This is a genomic window from Giesbergeria anulus (assembly GCF_900111115.1).
In the GTDB taxonomy this organism is placed as follows: Bacteria; Pseudomonadota; Gammaproteobacteria; order Burkholderiales; family Burkholderiaceae_C; genus Simplicispira; species Simplicispira anulus.
The window spans coordinates 23,471-43,522 of the sequence record NZ_FOGD01000009.1; the positions used below are offsets into that span (position 1 = coordinate 23,471).

At 58.1% G+C, this 20,052-nt stretch carries 15 protein-coding genes and 1 riboswitch; of the genes, 9 read left to right on the forward strand and 6 right to left on the reverse strand.

Annotated elements, in window-relative coordinates:
• Positions 1 to 362 (reverse strand): hypothetical protein (locus tag BMX55_RS16605; protein ID WP_218144494.1); only part of this gene is annotated, 362 nt, incomplete at its 3' end.
• 152 nt (positions 363 to 514) lie between these two features.
• On the opposite strand from BMX55_RS16605, the gene BMX55_RS16610 reads away from it, so the two are divergent.
• The gene (locus BMX55_RS16610; RefSeq protein ID WP_218144495.1) at positions 515 to 1,381 is read left to right on the forward strand and encodes a hypothetical protein; all 867 of its coding nucleotides are present in this window, start codon (positions 515 to 517) and stop codon (positions 1,379 to 1,381) included.
• Positions 1,382 to 1,437: 56 nt separating this feature from the next.
• On the forward strand, positions 1,438 to 2,550 hold the full coding sequence (locus BMX55_RS12315; protein ID WP_177172899.1) for a tetratricopeptide repeat-containing glycosyltransferase: 1,113 nt from the start codon (positions 1,438 to 1,440) through the stop codon (positions 2,548 to 2,550).
• Positions 2,551 to 2,696: 146 nt separating this feature from the next.
• Here BMX55_RS12315 and BMX55_RS12320 read toward each other — a convergent pair whose 3' ends face one another.
• Together BMX55_RS12320 and metH are read right to left on the reverse strand one after the other, a co-directional pair.
• Positions 2,697 to 3,152 (reverse strand): tellurite resistance TerB family protein, encoded by a 456-nt coding sequence (locus tag BMX55_RS12320; RefSeq protein WP_091458154.1) that lies wholly within the window; start codon positions 3,150 to 3,152, stop codon positions 2,697 to 2,699.
• An 81-nt stretch (positions 3,153 to 3,233) separates the two neighbouring features.
• The gene (metH, locus tag BMX55_RS12325) at positions 3,234 to 5,972 is read right to left on the reverse strand and encodes a methionine synthase (RefSeq protein ID WP_091458156.1); all 2,739 of its coding nucleotides are present in this window, start codon (positions 5,970 to 5,972) and stop codon (positions 3,234 to 3,236) included.
• Positions 5,973 to 5,999: 27 nt separating this feature from the next.
• Positions 6,000 to 6,098: riboswitch (S-adenosyl-L-homocysteine riboswitch) on the reverse strand.
• 106 nt (positions 6,099 to 6,204) lie between these two features.
• On the opposite strand from metH, the gene BMX55_RS12330 reads away from it, so the two are divergent.
• Together BMX55_RS12330 and BMX55_RS12335 are read left to right on the forward strand one after the other, a co-directional pair.
• On the forward strand, positions 6,205 to 7,269 hold the full coding sequence (locus tag BMX55_RS12330; RefSeq protein ID WP_091458158.1) for a homocysteine S-methyltransferase family protein: 1,065 nt from the start codon (positions 6,205 to 6,207) through the stop codon (positions 7,267 to 7,269).
• An 86-nt stretch (positions 7,270 to 7,355) separates the two neighbouring features.
• The gene (locus tag BMX55_RS12335) at positions 7,356 to 8,189 is read left to right on the forward strand and encodes a hypothetical protein (RefSeq protein WP_091458160.1); all 834 of its coding nucleotides are present in this window, start codon (positions 7,356 to 7,358) and stop codon (positions 8,187 to 8,189) included.
• Between the two features lie 3 nt (positions 8,190 to 8,192).
• On the opposite strand, the gene BMX55_RS12340 is transcribed toward BMX55_RS12335, so the two are convergent.
• Entirely contained in the window at positions 8,193 to 10,133 is a 1,941-nt protein-coding gene (locus BMX55_RS12340; protein WP_091458162.1) for a sigma-54-dependent Fis family transcriptional regulator, read from the reverse strand.
• 355 nt (positions 10,134 to 10,488) lie between these two features.
• On the opposite strand from BMX55_RS12340, the gene exaC reads away from it, so the two are divergent.
• The gene (gene exaC / locus BMX55_RS12345; protein ID WP_091458164.1) at positions 10,489 to 12,009 is read left to right on the forward strand and encodes an acetaldehyde dehydrogenase ExaC; all 1,521 of its coding nucleotides are present in this window, start codon (positions 10,489 to 10,491) and stop codon (positions 12,007 to 12,009) included.
• Between the two features lie 109 nt (positions 12,010 to 12,118).
• Positions 12,119 to 15,091 carry a class I SAM-dependent DNA methyltransferase gene (locus tag BMX55_RS12350; RefSeq protein ID WP_091458284.1) on the forward strand — a complete coding sequence of 991 codons (2,973 nt, stop codon included), beginning with the start codon at positions 12,119 to 12,121 and terminating at the stop codon, positions 15,089 to 15,091.
• 15 nt (positions 15,092 to 15,106) lie between these two features.
• On the opposite strand, the gene BMX55_RS12355 is transcribed toward BMX55_RS12350, so the two are convergent.
• Positions 15,107 to 15,328 carry a hypothetical protein gene (locus BMX55_RS12355; RefSeq protein WP_218144496.1) on the reverse strand — a complete coding sequence of 74 codons (222 nt, stop codon included), beginning with the start codon at positions 15,326 to 15,328 and terminating at the stop codon, positions 15,107 to 15,109.
• Between the two features lie 10 nt (positions 15,329 to 15,338).
• Positions 15,339 to 16,151, reverse strand: coding sequence for a 2-oxo-tetronate isomerase (gene otnI / locus BMX55_RS12360; protein WP_091458166.1), 813 nt, complete (start codon positions 16,149 to 16,151; stop codon positions 15,339 to 15,341).
• Positions 16,152 to 16,354: 203 nt separating this feature from the next.
• Between otnI and BMX55_RS12365 the strand changes: the two genes are divergently transcribed.
• From BMX55_RS12365 to BMX55_RS12375, 3 genes are all read left to right on the forward strand, one after another.
• Positions 16,355 to 16,969, forward strand: a complete 615-nt coding sequence (locus BMX55_RS12365; protein ID WP_218144497.1) for a response regulator transcription factor — start codon at positions 16,355 to 16,357, stop codon at positions 16,967 to 16,969.
• Between the two features lie 9 nt (positions 16,970 to 16,978).
• Positions 16,979 to 18,379: a sensor histidine kinase gene (locus BMX55_RS12370; RefSeq protein WP_091458168.1), complete on the forward strand. Its 1,401-nt coding sequence runs from the start codon at positions 16,979 to 16,981 to the stop codon at positions 18,377 to 18,379.
• A 106-nt stretch (positions 18,380 to 18,485) separates the two neighbouring features.
• A complete protein-coding gene (locus BMX55_RS12375) occupies positions 18,486 to 20,051 on the forward strand; it encodes a methyl-accepting chemotaxis protein (RefSeq protein ID WP_091458170.1) in 1,566 nt (521 codons plus the stop codon).
• Position 20,052: the final 1 nt, after the last annotated feature.

Consider the following 20,052-nt stretch of genomic DNA (forward strand, 5'->3'; position numbering starts at 1 on the left):
GCCACAGGATCAACCGGGGCCACTGGCGCTACCGGCTCAGGTACCACCGGGGCCACAGGATCAACCGGGGCCACTGGCGCTACTGGTTCAGGCACCACCGGGGGGGCCACAGGATCAACCGGCACCACTGGGGCTACGGGTACCACTGGGGCCACAGGGTCTACTGGCACCACAGGTGCTACAGGCACGACTGGAACCACCGGAACTACAGGAACCACAGGTACGACTGGAACCACAGGCCCAACAGGAACCACCGGCACAGCCCCACCCTCGGTATTTCCACCGCCGGTATTTCCACCCCAAACGCCGCCAGAAGTCTGGCCGCCCGTGTGGCCCACCCCTTGGGTGCCGCCAGTGGTCATTCCCCATGTACCGCCTGAATTGCTGACCATCGTGCCTGTACCGCCACTGGAAGTTGTCCCTGCGCCAGTACATAGGCCGGTACCGGCATATGTGCCACCGCCCGCGTACATCGCCCCTGTCCTGCCGCCAAAACAAGACCGAAACTAAACCTGTGGGCGCGCCTGTTATAGAGCACAGCAGTGCGCGGCCCCGCCGCGCCGGCAGCCATGTCGTGAGGCCTTGGCTTTTTCAGCGTTTGCTTGCTGCCTTGGTAGCTGCGTTGGTGGGATGGCCGTTGACACAGGCTACCGATGCCAACGCCGCAGACCATGCCGCCCTCGCTCCCCTGTCCAGCCCCACCGCTGGGCAAGCGGGCGCAGCTTGGCTACCACCCCGGCGGGCTGACTTTGCTCACGAAACCCCCTCCCTAGAGGTACGACAGCTGGCCGACTGGATCGTCGATTCCAACGACAGCCCCGCCATGCCCTTTGCGCTGGTCGATAAAAAGAATGCCAAGGTCTATGTTTTTTATGCGGATGGTCGACTACACGCCGCTGCCCCAGCCTTGCTCGGTTTGGCAGTAGGCGATGACGCCGTGCCCGGCATTGGCGAGCGCAAACTATCGAGCATTCGCCCAGAAGAACGCACCACACCCGCCGGGCGCTTTGTTGCCTCACTGGCACACAACATCAAGGGACAACAAATCCTCTGGGTGGATTACCACGGTGCGGTATCCCTGCATCCTGTGGTGAAAGGCACGCCCCAAGAGCAACGGGCGCAGCGCCTAATCAGCTCTAGCCCACTAGATAACCGCATCTCCTACGGCTGCATTAATGTGCCGGTCGATTTTTTTCATACTGTGGTTAAACCCGCATTTACCGGCACCAACGGCGTGGTTTATGTGCTACCCGAAACCCGTCCAGCGCAGCAGGTTTTTGCCTCTTACGACGTGGATGCACGGGCATTGGCATTATCAGTGCAGCAAGCATCCAACACACAAGCATCCTTGCAGAGCGACAACACCAGCCCTACACGCTAATCTTTTCTATTTTTAATGATATGAGACATATAAAAAATAAAACATTGTGCCTATGCATGATCGTCAAAAATGAATCCCATATCATTTTAGAAACACTCCAAAGCATCAAACACTATCTGGACTATTGGGTAATCTGTGACACTGGCTCCACAGACAACACCATGTCTTTAATTCAAGATTTTTTTGATCGAGAAGGCATTCCGGGCGAACTTCATGCTGAAAATTGGGTTAATTTTGGCCATAACAGAAGCCAAGTATTTGACTACGCCTACCAAAAAGCAGATTATCTCTGGGTGATTGATGCCGATGATCTTTTAGTGGGGCATATCGACATCAACCGACTGGATGCCGACTCTTATTCATTGCGATACGGTTCTGATCTAATTTACTGGCGACCCCAATTATTCAAAGGATCAGAGCACTGGAAGTACAAAGGCGTGCTACACGAATATGCGTTTTGTGTTTCAAAACCAGAAGCCAGCAAAGGATTTATTGCTGGTGACTACCACATGGTATCCAGAAGATTGGGCGCACGCAATTTGGTAGCACCAGTAGTTAAATATCTGTGCGATGCCCAAGTGCTAGAGCAAGCACTGCAACAAGAAACCGACCCCGACTTAACTACACGTTACCTTTTTTATATTGCACAAAGCTACCGCGATGCTGCACAACCTCAATTAGCCATTGAATGGTATCAAAAAAGAATTGCCGCCGGTGGCTGGCAGGAGGAAGTGTGGTATGCACAATATGAAATTGGCCTACTTTATGAAGCACTGGGTGACACCCAGAAAGCAAAGCATCATTACTTAAAGGCTTACGAATACCGACCCACCCGTGCCGAGGCTTTATACAGTGTAGGAAAAATGTGCAATTTGCACCAGCAATTTTTCCAAGCGCATATTTTTTTGAGTGCAGCATTGAAAATATCGCCACCCCCAGACTTGCTTTTTGTTTCTAAAGATGTTTATCATTATTTGATCGCATTTGAGCTTTCTATCAGTGCCTATTGGACTGGAGACTTTCAATGGTCTGTTTTATTGTGCAATCAGTTAATCACAATGAAAGATCAAATTCCATCACATATCTTTGAACAAACAAAGAAAAATAGAGAGTTCTCGCTAGAAAAGCTCTCCTTACCAACACACAGTGCCGCTGTACATAACGATTGAACCACAGTATTAGCAAGCCGCGCGCTTTAGGCGCGGCGCTATACCAAAGTCAATGGGTGGCTTTCTAGCAGTTTTTGTCGAGTGCAACTGCACCCATAGAGTTTTAGGTGGTTTTTTGTGCAGCAACGCTAGTGGAAGCTACCAATTCATTGCACGGACGGGGGCGACCTGCGGTAGAGCGGAATGCAGTATGAGACAGGGTGTGTAGAATTGAGAGAAAGATGGTGCATATCCACTCCCCAGATCATCATTGCCTCAGCTAACAATATCGACTCACTACCCACCAAGGATTGATCTGCATCGACAATATCTAGCATGATGCGTAGCAATTTGCGTTGTAAAGTAGGGCTGCGAACATCATGCAACAATTGCACAATAGACTCCCGATCTAATTCCAACTGGTTTTTGCCAGATTGCATCAAATCCAAGCAAAACTCATGCATCACTCGGTCAAATTGGGCATCTTCAATTCCAAACTGACGGGCCAGATCACTTTGCTGGAGCAAGCGCATTTCTGCAAGATCAATTCCACCATCTGCCAAAATTGTCAACGCGAGCAGTCGCGATACAGATTCGGGGCTATCGACTTCATAGTGACGCATTCTTCATTCCTTTGTGGCTAGGGTGATAAATAACAAGTAGGGGCAGCACAAAACTGCCAAGTTCAATCCTATAGCGATCCATCAGCCCAAATTGGGCGCTAATAGGCGGCGCAGAGTCTCAATGTCCATATCCCGGCGCAGGGCCATGTCTTGCAACTGGTCTTCGCCAATTTTGCCCACACTGAAATATACGCTGTCTGGGTGGCCGATATAAAAACCGCTCACGCTGGCAGCAGGGTTCATGGCCAAGCTTTCGGTCAGGCTCATGTCGATGTCACCGCATTGCAACAGGGCAAACATGTCGGTTTTGGCGCTGTGGTCGGGGCAAGCGGGGTAGCCAGGTGCAGGGCGGATGCCCCGGTATTGCTCGGCCACCAGTTGCTCGTTGCTCAGTTGCTCGTCTTGGGCATAGCCCCACAGGTCTTGGCGTACGCGCTGGTGCAGGCATTCGGCCAAGGCTTCGGCCAGCCGGTCGGCCAAGCTCTTGAGCAAGATGGCGGAATAATCATCGTGAGCAGCCAAGAAGTCTCGCTCTTTTTTCTCAACGCCCAAGCCAGTGGTCACGGCAAACAAGCCAGCGTAATCGGCGATGCCGCTCTCTTTAGGCGCAACAAAATCGGCCAAGCAACGGCTCGGGCGTGTCACGCCATCCACAATGTGCTTTTCTGCCTGTTGGCGCAGGCCGTACCACGTCAGGGCTACTTGGCTGCGCGTGTCGTCGGTATAAAACTCGATATCGTCACCCACGCGGTTGGCCGGGTACAGGCCCAGCACGGCATTGGCTTGCAACCAGCGGCCTTCAACGATCTTTTTCAGCATGGCTTGGGCATCGGCAAACACCTTGCGCGCCTGCTCGCCCACCACGTCATCTTGCAAAATGGCCGGATAGGGGCCAGCCAAGTCCCACGTTTGGAAGAACGGTGTCCAGTCAATGAACGGCACCAGTTCGGCCAGATCAAAGTTTTTGAACACGCGCCGGCCCAAGGCACGCGGCACGGTGGGCTGGTAGCTGCTCCAATCGACCGAGGTGGCGTTGGCGCGGGCCTTGGCTAACGGCCACAGAGGGGTTTGCTTTTTGTTGGCGTGCTGTTGGCGCACCTTGTCGTAGTCGGTGTCCAGCTCTTGCACAAACTGCGTCACGCCATCGCCCAACAGGTTTTGTGCCACGCCCACGCTGCGCGAAGCATCAGGCACATAAACCACCGGGCCTTCGTAGTGCGGGGCAATTTTGACGGCGGTATGCACGCGGCTGGTGGTGGCACCACCAATGAGCAGCGGGATTTTTTTCACGCGGAAATGCTCGTCCTTTTGCATTTCGGCAGCCACATACTGCATCTCTTCGAGGCTAGGGGTAATCAAGCCCGACAGGCCAATGATGTCGGCCCCTTCGGCTTTGGCGCGGGCCAAAATCTCGTGGCAGGGCACCATCACGCCCATGTTCACCACTTCAAAATTGTTGCATTGCAGCACCACGGTGACGATGTTCTTGCCAATATCGTGCACATCGCCCTTCACGGTAGCCATGATGATCTTGCCCTTGGTACGCACATCGCGCCCGGCCAGTTGGTCTTGGCGCTTTTCTTCTTCGATGTAGGGGATGAGGTGGGCCACGGCCTGCTTCATCACGCGGGCCGATTTGACCACCTGCGGCAAAAACATTTTTCCTTGGCCAAACAAATCACCCACCACGCTCATGCCATCCATCAGCGGGCCTTCAATGACGTGCAGCGGACGCCCGCCCTTAGCCAAAATCTCGCGGTAGGCTTCTTCGGTGTCTTGGGTGATGAAGTCGGTGATGCCATGCACCAGCGCGTGGCTCAGGCGCTCGCCCACGGTTTTGGGCGCTTCGGGGGTACCGCGCCACTCTAGCTTTTTGCTCTCGTCTTTGGCACCGCTTTTGGCGGTTTCGGCCACTTCGACCAGCCGCTCACCCGCATCGGGGCGGCGGTTGAGCACCACGTCTTCGACGCGCTGGCGCAGTTCGGGGTCAAGGTCGTCATAAACGCCCACCATGCCCGCATTGACGATGCCCATGTCCATGCCCGCCTGAATGGCATGGTACAAAAACACGGTGTGGATGGCCTCGCGCACTGGGTCGTTGCCCCGGAAGCTAAAACTCACGTTGCTCACGCCACCGGAGACTTTGGCACCGGGCAGGTGTTGCTTGATCCAGCGCGTGGCCTCGATAAAGTCCACGGCGTAGTTGTTGTGCTCTTCAATGCCGGTGGCTACGGCAAAGATATTCGGGTCAAAAATGATGTCTTCGGGGGCAAAGCCCACCTCATCGACCAAGATGCGGTAAGCGCGCTCGCAAATTTCAATTTTGCGCGCATAGGTGTCGGCTTGGCCTTTTTCGTCAAAGGCCATGACGACGGCGGCAGCGCCATAGCGGCGCACCAGCTTGGCTTGCTGCTTGAAGGCTTCTACGCCCTCTTTCATGCTGATCGAGTTGACAATGCCCTTGCCTTGCAGGCAGCGCAGACCCGCTTCAATCACCTCCCACTTGGAACTATCGACCATCACCGGCAGGCGGGCAATGTCTGGCTCCGAGGCCATCAGGTTTAAAAAGCGCACCATCGCAGCCTTGCTGTCGAGCATGGCCTCGTCCATATTCACGTCGATGATTTGTGCGCCGTTTTCGACCTGCTGGCGCGCTACAGCCAGAGCCTGTTCAAACTCGCCATTCAAAATCAAACGAGCAAAGGCTTTGGAGCCAGTGACGTTGGTGCGCTCACCAACGTTGACAAACAGCGTGCCTTGGCCAATAGAGACAGGCTCTAGGCCAGACAGCTTCATGGGGGGGATGGTCAATTCGGACATACGTCGCACCTGTGCAATGGAACCCGGAACAGGCGAGCGTGGTTGCCGGAGGGGGTGGGCAGTAAAAGCAGGAAGCCCAAGCCTGACGGCACCAAATGGCTGGCCGTTGCAACGCTCCTTGGGCAGGCACGATTTTAACGGCGCAGCGCTAGCCAGAGACGCCAACAAGACAAGGGCTAGGCGAAGCAGGGACAATCGGCCTCTACCGATTTTTCTGTTTCTTGACCTGCCCATGCAAGCACCCCACTACACCCGCGCTGCCCAGCTTCCTGCCCTTTTGGCCCAACGCATCGTTATTTTGGATGGCGCAATGGGCACCATGATCCAGCGCTTTAAGCTGGGCGAGGCCCAATACCGGGGCGAGGGCTACCACGGCCCTGACGCTGCGGGCGAGCGTTTTCAAGATTTTCCGCGCGACGTCAAGGGCAACAACGAGCTGCTCTCACTCACCCGCCCGGACGTGATCCGCGACATCCACGAGCGCTATCTGGCCGCTGGGGCCGACCTGATCGAGACCAACACTTTTGGCGCTACCACCATTGCCCAAGAAGACTATGGCATGGCCGATTTGGCCTATGAGATGAATCTGCGCTCGGCGCAACTGGCCCGCGCCGCCTGCGATAAGTTCTCCACCCCCGACAAGCCGCGTTTTGTCGCCGGTGCCCTTGGCCCAACACCCAAAACCGCCAGCATCAGCCCCGATGTGAACGACCCCGGCGCACGCAATGTTGATTTTGAGCAGTTGCGCGCGGCCTATCATGCGCAAACGCTGGCGCTGATCGAAGGCGGTGCCGATGTGTTGCTGGTAGAAACCATTTTTGACACCCTCAACGCCAAAGCGGCGCTGTTTGCGATTGAAGAAGTGTTTGAGCAAACCGGCGAGCGCTTGCCGCTCATCATCAGTGGCACCGTGACCGATGCCTCTGGGCGCATTTTGTCGGGCCAAACCGTGACGGCGTTTTGGCACAGCGTGCGCCATGCCCAGCCACTGGCGGTCGGCTTGAACTGCGCCTTGGGGGCGGCACTGATGCGCCCCTACATCCAAGAACTGAACCGCGCTGCGCCCGATACTTTTATCAGTTGCTACCCCAATGCGGGCCTGCCCAACCCGATGAGCGATACCGGCTTTGACGAGACCCCCGAAGTGACCAGCCGCCTCGTGCATGAGTTTGCCGCCGAGGGGCTGGTGAATATCGTCGGCGGTTGCTGCGGCACCACACCCGACCATATCGGCGCTATTGCCCAAGCCGTGGCCCAAGTGCCCACGCGCAAGATGTTCTACCCAGCGCAAGCCTAAAGCGCTGCGGCAGCACACCCAAACTGTGCAACCAAGGGCCACGCTGCCTATACTGAAAACCTCGGTGTAATTTTCGGGGGTCTTTTATGCAGCGTCGCCAAAGTTTGGCTTGGTTGGGTGCCAGTCTGTGGGCTGGAGGGGCTTCTGTGGCCCACGCCTATCGCCCGGCCCCAGTGCAGTACCGCAATGCCCTGCCCGCAGCCCAAGGCCAATGGCTGGAGGTGGAGGTGCTGGGCGGCCAGCGCCGCCGCCAAAATTTGCCGATTTTTCAGCACCGGCGGCGCTGGTACGTGGGCGGCGAGCACGGCCAGCCTTACCAATTGCTGCTGCGCAACACCAGCAATCGGCGCGTGCTGGTGGTGATCTCAGTGGATGGGGTCAATGTGCTCACCGGCGAGCCTGCCGCCCCGGAGCAAACCGGCTACATCATCAACCCCCAAGATACGGTGCAGATTGAGGGCTGGCGCAAATCATTAGACACGGTAGCGCAGTTTATTTTTACCCCCCCCGACGATTCTTATGCCGAGCGCACCGGCCAAGGCGGCAACACTGGAGTGCTGGGCTTTGCCGTATTTGAAGAAGCCGCACCGCCCCCCCGACCACCGGGCTATCGGCGGCAAGAGTACGAGAGCGCCAAAGGGGCACCCAGGGCACCGGCACCCGCTGGGGCTGCTGCCGAAAGCCGCTCGGATATGGGCACTGGGCATGGGCAAGAGATGCCTTCTTCGGTGCGCGAGGTGCAGTTCCGGCGCGCCAGCCCACGCCCGGCAGAGACCTTGCAGATTCACTATGCCAGCTTGGCCCAGCTAGAGCGCCAACGCATTGCACAGCGCGGTGGCTGGCAGCAGCGCCCAGAGCAAGAGCCTGACCCTTTTCCGGGCGAGCGGCGTTTTGTGCCCGACCCACCCCCTTGGCGCTAAACCTTAATGCGGGCGCAAGCGCCGGTACAGCGTCTGGCGGCTGATCCCCAATTGCCTTGCCGCCGCCGACACATTGCCCCGGTGCGCCTGCAAGGCTTGGTCAATGGCTTGCTGCGACAACGCTTGCCAACTCACCGCCGCTACTGCAGCCGACGAGGGCGTGGTGGTGCTGGCAGCCTCTGGGCTGTGGGTTGGCTTGTGGGCTGGTGCAAGGCTGGGCCACAGATCATCTGGCATGTGCGTCCAAGAGATGCACTGCTCGTGCGGCTCCAGCAGCGCCACGGCGGTGCGCAGCACATTGCTGTATTGGCGCAAATTGCCGGGCCAGTCGTAGCGGGCCAGCGCCTGCATCAGGGCTGGGTCTAGGTGCAGGCCCGGCGGGCCATCGAGTTGGGCGAGCAGCCGCTGCGTTAAGGTATGCAAGTCGGTGCGCTCGCGCAGTGCCGGCAGTTGCACCGTCAGTCCATTGATGCGGTAATACAAATCGCTACGAAAACGCCCTTGCTCTACCGCAGCACGCAGCGGCTGGTGCGTAGCGCAAATGAGCCAAAAATCTACCGCCACCGGCTCGCCACAGCCCAGTGGCGTGACTTGGCGCTCTTGCAACACGCGCAGCAGCCGGGTTTGCAAAGACAGGGGCATATCGCCAATCTCGTCCAAAAACACCGTGCCGCCGTGGGCTTGGCGCAGCCGCCCCGGTGAGCCTTGTTTGCGCGCCCCAGTAAAAGCCCCCGGTGCATAGCCAAACAGTTCGGATTCAATCAAATGTTCGGGCAGGGCAGCGCAGTTGATCGCCACAAAAGGCGCAGCCCGCCGGGGCGAAGCCTCATGCACTGCTTTGGCAAATAGCTCTTTGCCCACGCCAGACTCGCCCAACACCAGCAACGGGATGGATTTGGCCGCCATGCGCCGCGCCTTGTCGGCAGCACTGCGCCAGCGTGCATCGCCGGTGTCTAGCTCGGCCAAAGCATCCATAGCGGGTGCCGGTGCCGGGGCACTGACCGGAATGGGCCCGCTGGCACGGGGCTGAACATGGGCATAGAGTAGTTGTCCGGCCACGGTGCGCAGCAGCAAGGTGCCGCCAGCACGCTGGCGGGCATGGCCTTGCACCTGTGGCAGCGGCGTATCAAAGCATTGCGCCCATTGCGTGCTACGGATGTTGTTGGCATGCAAGCCCAGCCACTGCAAGGCAGGACGGTTGGCCCCCACCAGCCAACCATCGTCAGACAGCGCCACCACCCCTTGGGCAATGGTGCCCAGCCCCTCGGCTTGCGTATGCAGTTGCAACACCGTGTGGTGCTGGCAACTCGACAGCAGCAGGCTGTTCTCGATCATGCGGGCCGCTGTGGAGACCAGCCCCAAGGTGTGCGGGTGGCGGCTGCGGTGATCACCAGAAATATCCAAAATGCCCACCAACTCTCCGGTGGCCGAAAGAATCGGGGCCGCAGCACAGGTCAGAAAGCCGTTGCGCTCCAGATAGTGCTCGGCACCATGCACCTCAATGCCATCCACCTCAGCCAAGGCAGTGCCGATGGCGTTAGTGCCACGCTGGCTTTCGTGCCACGAGGCACCGCACGCCAAGGCCACCCGCTCGGCCTTGCTTAAAAAGTCCAGATCGCCCAAGGTGTGCATCAGCACGCCTTGGCTATCGGCCAAGATGACCATGCTGTGGCTCTGGCGCACTTGGGCAAACAGGTATTCCATGATCGGCAGGGAGTGGCGAATCAGGCCGTGGTTTTGCACACGCATCTGTTGCAAGCCGTGCTGTGGCAAAGGGTCGGCCCCGGCAGCGCCGCCCAAAGGTTGCAGGCCCGCAGAGAAACTGCGCTGCCAAGAGCGGGCCAGACGCGCATCAAGCACATCGGGCGGCTGGCCGCCGCTCTCCAACAGTTGGTGCCGGGCTTGGTGCAGCAAGGTAGCGGGCAAAAGGGGCTGGGCGCGCATAGATGTCTCCAGTGGCAGATGGGGGCTGCGGCTGTGGTTATTGCGCCAGTGTATCGGGCACACCAACCCCTGTGCATCTCGGAAACACCCCCCTGCGGACAGGTGTTCCAAAATGGAACACCTGTCACCGTACCAACGCGGACAACCCAGCCACAGCGGGCCACACACCAACGCCCAGCACCGCCAGAAAAGCCAGCCCGCAGGCCCCCATACGGCCCGTGGCATGGGGGAATACCCGTGGTTTTGCCCCCTTTCTGCGGCGGCAGCGCACACTGGCACAGGTCTTGCGCAAGGAGGTGCGGTGTACCCGCCAGCAGGCAGGACAACCGTGCAAAACCTTTACGGAGACAAGACCATGATCTATGCAGCCCCCGGTGCCGAAGGTGCCAAAATCCAATACAAAGCCCGCTACGACAACTTTATCGGCGGCCAATGGCAAGCCCCAGTGGGCGGCCAGTATTTCGATGTGGTCACGCCCATCAATGGTCAGGTCTATACGCAAGCAGCCCGCTCCACTGCCGAAGACATCGAGCTGGCGCTGGATGCCGCCCATGCCGCCTTTAAGAGCTGGGGCAAGACCGATGCAGCCACCCGCTCCAACATTTTGCTCAAGATTGCCGACCGCCTAGAGCAAAACCTAGAGCTGCTGGCCTACGCCGAAACCGTAGACAACGGCAAAGCCATCCGCGAAACACTCAACGCCGACCTGCCCCTAGCAATTGACCATTTCCGTTACTTTGCCGGTTGTCTGCGCTCGCAAGAAGGCGGTATCTCTGAGATTGATGAGAACACCATGGCGTACCACATCCACGAGCCGCTGGGCGTGGTGGGTCAGATCATTCCGTGGAACTTCCCGATTTTGATGGCCGCTTGGAAGCTAGCCCCCGCGCTGGGTGCAGGCAACTGCGTAGTGCTCAAGCCCGCCGAATCCACCCCCATTTCCATCCTGATTTTGGCCGAGCTGATTGCTGATCTGCTGCCACCGGGGGTGCTCAATATCGTGAACGGTTTGGGCCGCGAAGCCGGTATGCCACTGGCTACCAGCAAACGCATTGCCAAGATTGCCTTTACTGGCTCCACCGCCACAGGCCGCGTGATTGCCCAAGCCGCTGCGCAAAACCTGATTCCGGCCACGCTGGAGCTGGGCGGCAAGTCGCCCAACGTCTTCTTTGCCGACATCATGGACAAAGACGACGAGTTTCTGGACAAGGCCATCGAAGGCTTGGTGCTGTTTGCCTTTAACCAAGGCGAAGTGTGTACCTGCCCCAGCCGGGCGCTGATCCAAGAATCGATCTACGACCGCTTTATGGAGCGCGTGTTGCAGCGCGTGGCCGCCATCCAGCAAGGCAGCCCGCTCGATACCAACAGCATGATGGGTGCGCAAGCATCGCAGGTGCAGATGGACAAAATTCAGTCCTATCTGGAAATTGGCCGCCAAGAAGGTGCCGAGTGCCTGATTGGTGGTGCCCGCGCCGAGCTAGAAGGCGACTTGGCCGGTGGCTACTACATCCAGCCCACGCTGTTTAAGGGCCACAACAAAATGCGCATTTTCCAAGAAGAAATTTTTGGCCCGGTGCTGGCCGTGACCACCTTCAAGGACGAAGCCGAGGCACTGGCTATTGCCAACGACACCCCCTATGGTTTGGGCGCTGGCGTCTGGACGCGCAACGGCAATGTGGCCTACCGCATGGGCCGCGCTATCCAAGCAGGCCGCGTCTGGACAAACTGCTACCACGCCTACCCCGCCCATGCTGCCTTTGGCGGCTACAAAGAATCGGGCATTGGCCGCGAAACCCACAAGGTCATGCTGGATCACTACCAGCAAACCAAAAACCTGCTGGTGAGCTACAGCGAGAAGAAGCTGGGCTTCTTCTAACTGCTGGCCCCAGGCCCGCACTGGCCGCTAAGGCTTGGGCGGGCCACCCCGTGCATACTGGCGTTTTTCTGAATCTGACAATCGCCTGCAGGGCGATTGCGCCAGCCGCATGACCGTCACCCTGAACCACGCAGAAATCCTGCACCGCGCCTACGCTTTTGCCAAAGACTACGCCAGCGCCAGCTACGAAATGGGCCAAGCGCAGAACTTTATCCGCGACTTGTGTGAGGTGTTCGGCTTCTCGGCCAAGCGGCTGGTCAATTTTGAGCAGCGCGTCAAAAAATCGGGTGGCAGCAGCGGGCGCATGGATGGGTTTTATCCCGGCAAACTGCTGATAGAGATGAAATCACGCGGCGCAGACTTGCAAGCCGCCTACCAGCAAGCGCTGGACTATTTGCCCGGTCTGCAAAATGCCGAGCTGCCCGATTACATTCTCGTCAGTGATTTTGAACACCTGCACCTGTACCGGCGCGGTGATGGCAGCGCGCCACTGTGCCACCGGCTGGCCGATTTTGCCCAGCATATCGACGCCTATCTGTTTCTGGCCGGTTTTGAGACCCAAGCGCGGGCCGAACAAATTGCTGTCAACGAGGGCGCAGCGCGCAAAATTGCCCAGTTGCACGACGCCATGCGCGATGGTGGCTACAGCGGGGCCGATTTAGAGCGCTACTTGGTGCGCCTGCTGTTTTGCCTGTTTGCCGAAGACACTGCCATTTTTGACAGCCCCGGCGCGTTTAGCCAATATCTGCGCCAACACACCCGCGAAGATGGCTCGGACTTGGATGGTGCGCTGCAAAATCTGTTTGACACCCTGAACCGCGCCCCGGACAAACGCCCTAAAAACCTGCCGCACGAGTTGCGCGGCTTTCCGTATATCAATGGCAGCGTGTTTGCGGGGCGGCTAGAGCCTTGCTACTTTGACAGCACGGCGCGCCGGGTGTTGCTCGATTGTGCCGAGCACTTTGATTGGTCACAAATCAGCCCGGCCATTTTTGGCTCTTTGTTTCAGGCGGTGATTCACCACGACGGCGAAGGCGTGACGGCCAAAAGCAGCAAGCGCCGCGAATTGGGCGCGCACTACACCAGCGAGATCAACATTTTGCGCGTGATTGGCCCGCTGTTTTTGCACCGCTTGCAGACGGAGTTAAAAACCGCACGCGCCAGCAAAACCCGGCTGAAGGCATTTTTGGAACAATTGCGCAGCCTGCATTTTTTTGATCCGGCCTGCGGCTGTGGCAATTTTTTGGTGTTGGCCTACCGCGAAATCCGCCGTTTGGAGTTGGACGCCGTAGAAGCCCTGCTGGCGCTAGAGCAGCGCCAACGCACGGTGAGCGGCACGCTGGACGCGAAAGAGTTTGAGCAAATCCAGTGCGATGTGCATCAGTGCCACGGCATTGAGATTGAGGCCAGCGCCGCCCACATTGCCACCGTGGCGCTGTGGCTGACCGACCACCAAGAGAACCTGCGCGCCAGCCGGGCGCTGGGCGGGCACTTTAACCGCCTGCCGCTGGTGCGCAAAGCCAACATTGTGCAGGGCAACGCCTTGACGCTGGATTGGGCTGGGGTGCTGCCGCCTGCGCAATGCAGCTATGTGATTGGGAACCCGCCGTTTGTTGGGGCCAAGTTCATGAACGATGCCCAGCGTGAAGAGACACGCCGAGTGTTGGCAGATGTCAATAACGCCGGTTTGCTGGATTTTGTGGCCGCTTGGTATGTCAAGGCGGCGCGCTATGTGCGCGGTGAAAGCTGCGCGGGCGCGACGGCCAGCGCGGCGGTGCAACTGGGGCAGATGCCGAACGCTCATACGGAACCTACGGCTCCGAAATCGCTTTCGACACCCACCCCAGCCGCACCGGGAACCGTCCGTTGTGCTTTTGTTTCGACCAACAGCATCACGCAGGGCGAACAGGTGGGCGTGCTCTGGGGCTGGATGCTGGCCCAAGGCATGAAAATCCAGTTTGCCCACCGCACCTTCCAATGGAGCAATGATGCCAAAGGCGTGGCCGCTGTGCATTGCGTGATTGTCGGTTTTGGCTTGGAAGAGCGCAGCGACAAGGTGATTTACCACTACCCCGATATTCGAGGCGAACCCACCGCCGTACCGGCACAAAACATCAACCCTTATTTGACGGATGCGCTTGATGTGATAGCGCAAGCGCGTTCTACGCCTTTGATGGCAGTGCCCGAAATAGTCAACGGTAGCATCCCCGCTGATGGGGGCCACTTGATTTTGTCACCTGAAGAGTACAAGATACTATTGCAAACCGAACCCGCAGCGCACGCTTGGATACGCCCGTATTTAGGTGCTGAAGGGCTTATCCACAATCAGTTGCGCTATTGTTTATGGCTGCCGGGTTGCCCACCACAAACCTTGCGGGCTATGCCGCTGGTGTTGCAGCGCGTTCAGGCAGTGAAAGTTATGCGTGAGCAAAGCAGCAAGGCCGCCACACGCCAGAAAGCCGCTACGCCCTCGCTGTTCACCGAAAATCGCCAACCTGCAATGGGGCATTACTTAGCTATTCCACGCACTTCATCTGAAAATCGGCGTTACCTGCCTATTGCTTATCTAAACGCCGATGTCATAGCCGCCAACGACTTACAAATGGTGCCCGAAGCCACGTTGTACCATTTTGGTGTATTGTCCAGCACGATGCACAGGGCTTGGACAGGCATCACTGCTGGCCGTTTGAAAAGCGACCTTCGGTATTCTGTAAGACTTACTTACAACACTTTCCCTTGGCCCAATCTGCCCAACAGCACGCCGAAGCGCCCAACGCCCGCTACCGCACAAAAACGCCGCCTCGCCATCGAAGCAGCAGCCCAAGCTGTACTGGATGCCCGCGCCCAATTTGCCGATAGCACGCTGGCCGACCTCTACGACCCATTGACCATGCCCGTAGAGCTACACAAAGCCCACCAGCAACTCGACAAAGCCGTCGATGCAGCCTATAGCTACAAAGGCCAGCCCCACGATGCTGCCCGCGTCGCCTTTTTGTTTACCCGCTACCAAGCCCTAACGGCAGCCACGGCCCCCATCAGTCCGACCAAGCCCACGCGGCGGTGCAAGGTGCAGGCCCAGTGAGCGCGCTCGACCAGCTTAAACACTTGCACGGCACCACTGAGGCGCTGGGCCTGCTCGCGTAGGCTGTGCGCCGCTGCCGCCAATTGCTCCACCAATGCGGTGTACGGCATCCACAATGTCGTGCATGGTGCTGCCAGCATGTTGCAGCACTAGCTGCGTGCCCGATGCCACCTTTTGCACCGAGGCATCAATCACACTAAGGATGTCTGCCAAAGGGGAAAAGGCCGAACTAGGCACGCCAAAAATTTCAGGCCCAATAGCGCTGGCACCAGCCCAAGCCGTTAGAGGTATCGGCAGCGGGCCGATATTCGCAGCCCACCCAGCCAGCGTAGCCCAATGCATCAATCACCTCAAACAGATACGGGTAGTGCAATTCGCCTTTGTCTGGCTCTTGGCGCTCAGGCACTCCGGCAATTTGCAGATGCGCCACCCGGCCTGTGGGCAGGTATTGGCGCAGCTTGCTAGCCACATCGCCCTCGGTCACTTGGCAATGGTACAAATCCATCAGCACCTTGAGCTGGGGCGAGTCCACTGCATCGAGTACCGCATGGGCTTGGGCCTGCTGCTGCAAAAAGTAGCCCGGCATATCGCGCACGTTGATCGGCTCAATCAACAACTGGCAGCCTTGGGCTGCCGCCTGTGCGCAAGCCCAGCGCAGGTTATCGACCAAGGTGGCCTGCATGGCAGCGGGGTCGGCCCCAGTAGGTACGGTGCCGCTCATGACATGGATGCACGGGCAGTCCAGCGCAGCGGCATAACGCAAGGCTTCTTGGATACCGGCCCGAAAAGCCACCTCTTGCCCCGGCAGCGCCGCCGTACCACGAGCACCTTGGCCCCAAGCGGCGGCCATCTCCGGCGGCGTTAATCCGGCAGCAGGGGCATTGAACAACACTTGGCGCAAGCCGTGGGCGCGCAGGCGGGCCGCCAACTCGGCGGCCTGCCAACCATAGGGGGCGAGGTATTCCACCGCCGTAAAACCATCGCGGGCTGCGGCCTCAAAACGATCCAGAAAGGGAAGATGGGGGTAAAGCCAACTCAAGTTAGCAGAGAACTGGGGCATAGTGGGTGGGGTAAGGTAATGGCGCTGTTCTGCGCATTTGTCTGTATTTATCGCCAGTGGCGAGCGCAAGCCCCATCGTTCACCACGGGGGGCTCAAGAAACCCCGAATGATAGAATCATGCTCGGTGCTGCCGTAGCCGCTTGCACCAAACCCAAAAGCTGCTCAATGGTGTACGACAGGTGGTAGAAGCAGCAATATGCGAATGATCGGACAGCATGTTTATCTGGTTGATGATGATGACGCCGTGCGCGTCTCGCTATCGCGCATGTTGCAGTATCTGGGCTATACGGTAGAGAGTTACTCTTCACCAGAGGCCTTCTTAGAGCACTCCTTGCCCATTGCCCCCGCCGTGTTGTTACTGGACATGCGTATGCCACAAATGAATGGGTTGGCTTTGCAGCAAGAGTTGCTGCGGCTGGGGCGCAACACACCCATCGTGTTTATCTCCGGAGAAAGCCAAACGCAAGAAATCATTGATGCCTTGAAGGGTGGCGCTATTGATTTTTTGCTCAAGCCCTTCAACATGGAGGACTTGGTGCAGGCCATCCACCGCGCCATGGCCCGCAGCCGCGAGCAGCTCAGTGCCTTTCGTGATGCCATCGATGTACAGCGCGGCTACGAGAGCCTGACCCCGCGTGAGCGCCAAGTGTGCAAATTGGTGGTCAAGGGGCTGATGAACAAAGAAATTGCCGAGCAGTTTGATTGCAGCCTGAAAACCGTGAAGGTACACCGCGCGCGGGTGATGGAAAAAATGGGCGTCACCTCTTTACTAGAACTGGCCGACAAAATACGCGCTCTGCCCGAACACAGCCTGTAACACGCCCAGATGTTTAATCTGCCTACGGCCTACCTGATTGTGGGCCTGATGTACTTGGTCATGCCTACGGTAGCTTGGGTGGTGCTCTCAGGCTTGCGCTCACGCGCAGCCCTGCTGTGGTGCGGCGGCAGTGCATTGTTTGGCATGGGGGTGGTACTACTGGGCTTGCGCGCACACATTGCAGAATGGGCCGCCTACCCGCTGGCTAATGGCTTGATGCTTCTGGCCAATCTAGTGCGGGTGCAAGCGCTGCACCACGAACTGCCCCAGCAGCCTTGGCCTACGCAGTGGCTAGCCGGACTGGGCATCGCTTTTGTGCTGGGTTATGAATACCTGCGCCTTGGGTTAGACAACGAGATGCTGCGTTTTTTGTGGACATCTTCCACATTGGCCGCCTCTTTTTTCTATATCAGCTGGTTATGTGGGCGCATTGGACAGCGCGAGCATTCGCACAGCGCCTATTGGGTTGCTGGCGCTTATCTGGTAGTAGGCAGTACGGTGGTGCTGCGCAGCGTAACGGTGGGCACCGGATTTTCTCAGCCCAATGCCTTGTTTGGGGGTTGGGACAGCCTACTGAACGTCAGCTCTAGCCTCATCAGCTCAGTGGTGGGCAGTATGGGCTTTATTGGCATCTTTTTGGAACGCGCCCGGCACAGCGACATGACTGCGGTGGCAGAACGGGCCAAACAAGAAGAAAACATACGACTGAGTGCCCAAATTGCCCAGCTCGACCGCCAGCGCTGCCTAGGGCAAATGTCGGCCTCGCTGGGGCATGAGCTGAACCAACCCCTGACCGCTATTTTGCTCAATGCCCAAATGGCCCAGCATGGCTTGGCGCACCAGCGTTTGGATACACCACAGCTACAAGAGCTGCTGCGCGACATTGAGACCCACACACAACGCGCAGGTCAGATCATTGAGCACATCCGCAGTTTTATCCGGCCCGTACCCGTGCAAAACAAGCCGATAGAGCTAGGCCCGCTGGTGCATGACGTCAAACAACTGCTGGCCTGCGAGGCGCGCAATGCGGAGGTGGTGTTTACCTTTGCACTGCCCGCAGCACCGGTGTGGGTGCAGGGGGACGGTCTTCAACTCTCGCAAATCGTGCTCAATGTCTATCGCAATGCCATCCAAGCGATGCGCGATGCGCCACAACCGCGCCAAATCATGGTAACGCTGGCGCAGCAAACAAACTGGGTGCTGTTGCGCATCTGCGACACTGGCCCCGGCTTTGGGCCCGAGGCTTTGGCACAGGTTTGTCAGCCATTTTTTACCACTAAGGCCGATGGGCTGGGCTTGGGGCTGTCTATTTCACGGGCCATTGCCCAGCGACATGGTGGCACGCTAGAGGTTTATAACCATCTACAGGGTGGCGCACAGGTCGAGCTCAAACTGCAAGCACAAAACTGAATTTTGCAGCCTGTGCTGGGGTCATTGACCCTAGGGGCAATGGTGTTTCAAATTGTTTTCGTATTTACTTACGCTGTATCAAGACTAGCTAGGTGATAGCCAAAACATGCGTACCAATCTGCCCGTAAGCAACCGGGAGTTCGATTACTCCGGCGACGAGTTTTTGATGTCCACCACCGACCCACAAGGTCGGATCACCCACTGTAACGCGGCCTTTGCAAGAGTCAGTGGCTTTTCGATGGACGAACTGATGGGCCAGCCGCACAATATGGTGCGCCACCCCGACATGCCCCCCGAAGCCTTTCAGGACATGTGGAACACCATAGGCCGTGGTCGCACCTGGATTGGTATGGTCAAAAACCGCCGCAACGATGGCGATTTTTATTGGGTACGCGCCCACGTCACACCTCTCATGCAACACGGCAAACCGGCTGGCTATATGTCGGTGCGCATGAAGCCCTCGCGCGAAGAAGTACGCCAAGCAGAGCAGCTCTACAGCCAAATCCGCCAAGAGCGCGAATCGGGGCGGCAGACATTTCGCCTGCACTCAGGCCATGTACGCTACAACGGTTGGCGCGACTGGCGCGGCCGCCTGCAACGAACCGGCTTTACCCAACGCTTGGCTGCTATGTTGGCAGTGCCGGGGCTGGCCTTGCCCCTGCTGCCTTTGGCGTTAGATCTGACGGGGCTAGAGGCTGCAGCCCTACAAGGCGGGCTGGGGGTAGTGCTAGCCGGTTTTATTCTGTGGCGTTTTCACCAGCGCATCACGCAGCCGATCAATGAAGCCCATCGCTTTGCCAGCCACATTGCCGGTTGTAGCTTGTCAGAGCCGTATCAGCGCATTGGTGGCCGCCATCCGATGGCGCTACTGATGGAGCGTTTGCAGCAAATTCAGGTCAACTTGCGTGCTGTGATCGGGGATGCACGCTCTGAGATTGACAACTTTAGCCAGATTGCAGGTGATGTGGCACAGGGGGCCGAGGAGCTGGCGGGGCGCACCGAGTCGCAAGCTAGCAGCCTAGAGGAAACAGCCGCCACGATGGAAGAACTGGCCAGCACGGTGCGCCAGTCGGCGCAAACGGTGCAGCAGGTGCAGGAAGAAAGCGCCAACAGTGCCGACTTGGCCCGCCACGGTGGCCAAGCAGTGGCCGAAATCAGCACAGTAGTGCAATCCATTGCCGACTCATCGAAGAAAATGGGGCAAATCATTGCCACCATTGAAGGTATTGCTTTCCAGACCAACATTCTGGCCTTGAACGCAGCGGTAGAGGCAGCCCGCGCTGGCGAGCAAGGCCGGGGGTTTGCCGTGGTGGCATCTGAAGTGCGGGCACTGGCCCAGCGCAGCGCCACCGCCGCACGAGAAATTGGCGAGCTGATCCGCGAATCTGGCACCCATACCCAGCATGGCGCCGACAAAATGGAGTCGGCAGGCCAAACCATTGCCAAAGTGGTGCAGTCAGTGGCCCATGTCAATACCCTGATCCATGAGATGGGGGTGGCAGCCAAAGAACAGTCGTTGGGTATTTCTCAGGTCAATGATGCCGTCAACGACCTAGACCAAGTAACGCAGCAAAATGCCGCGCTGGTGGAAGAATCAGCGGCAGCCGCCCAAGCCATGAGCCAAAACACCGGCTTTTTGGGGCGCACGCTGGCGGTGTTTCGGTTCCGTTAAC

Coding starts and splice junctions, on each gene's coding strand:
- BMX55_RS12315 (WP_177172899.1), top strand. CDS start 1,438: ATGATCGTCAAAAATGAATCCCATATCATTTTAGAAACACTCCAAAGC.
- BMX55_RS12320 (WP_091458154.1), bottom strand. CDS start 3,152: ATGCGTCACTATGAAGTCGATAGCCCCGAATCTGTATCGCGACTGCTC.
- metH (WP_091458156.1), bottom strand. CDS start 5,972: ATGTCCGAATTGACCATCCCCCCCATGAAGCTGTCTGGCCTAGAGCCT.
- BMX55_RS12330 (WP_091458158.1), top strand. CDS start 6,205: ATGCAAGCACCCCACTACACCCGCGCTGCCCAGCTTCCTGCCCTTTTG.
- BMX55_RS12335 (WP_091458160.1), top strand. CDS start 7,356: ATGCAGCGTCGCCAAAGTTTGGCTTGGTTGGGTGCCAGTCTGTGGGCT.
- BMX55_RS12340 (WP_091458162.1), bottom strand. CDS start 10,133: ATGCGCGCCCAGCCCCTTTTGCCCGCTACCTTGCTGCACCAAGCCCGG.
- exaC (WP_091458164.1), top strand. CDS start 10,489: ATGATCTATGCAGCCCCCGGTGCCGAAGGTGCCAAAATCCAATACAAA.
- BMX55_RS12350 (WP_091458284.1), top strand. CDS start 12,119: ATGACCGTCACCCTGAACCACGCAGAAATCCTGCACCGCGCCTACGCT.
- otnI (WP_091458166.1), bottom strand. CDS start 16,151: ATGCCCCAGTTCTCTGCTAACTTGAGTTGGCTTTACCCCCATCTTCCC.
- BMX55_RS12365 (WP_218144497.1), top strand. CDS start 16,355: ATGATCGGACAGCATGTTTATCTGGTTGATGATGATGACGCCGTGCGC.
- BMX55_RS12370 (WP_091458168.1), top strand. CDS start 16,979: ATGTTTAATCTGCCTACGGCCTACCTGATTGTGGGCCTGATGTACTTG.
- BMX55_RS12375 (WP_091458170.1), top strand. CDS start 18,486: ATGCGTACCAATCTGCCCGTAAGCAACCGGGAGTTCGATTACTCCGGC.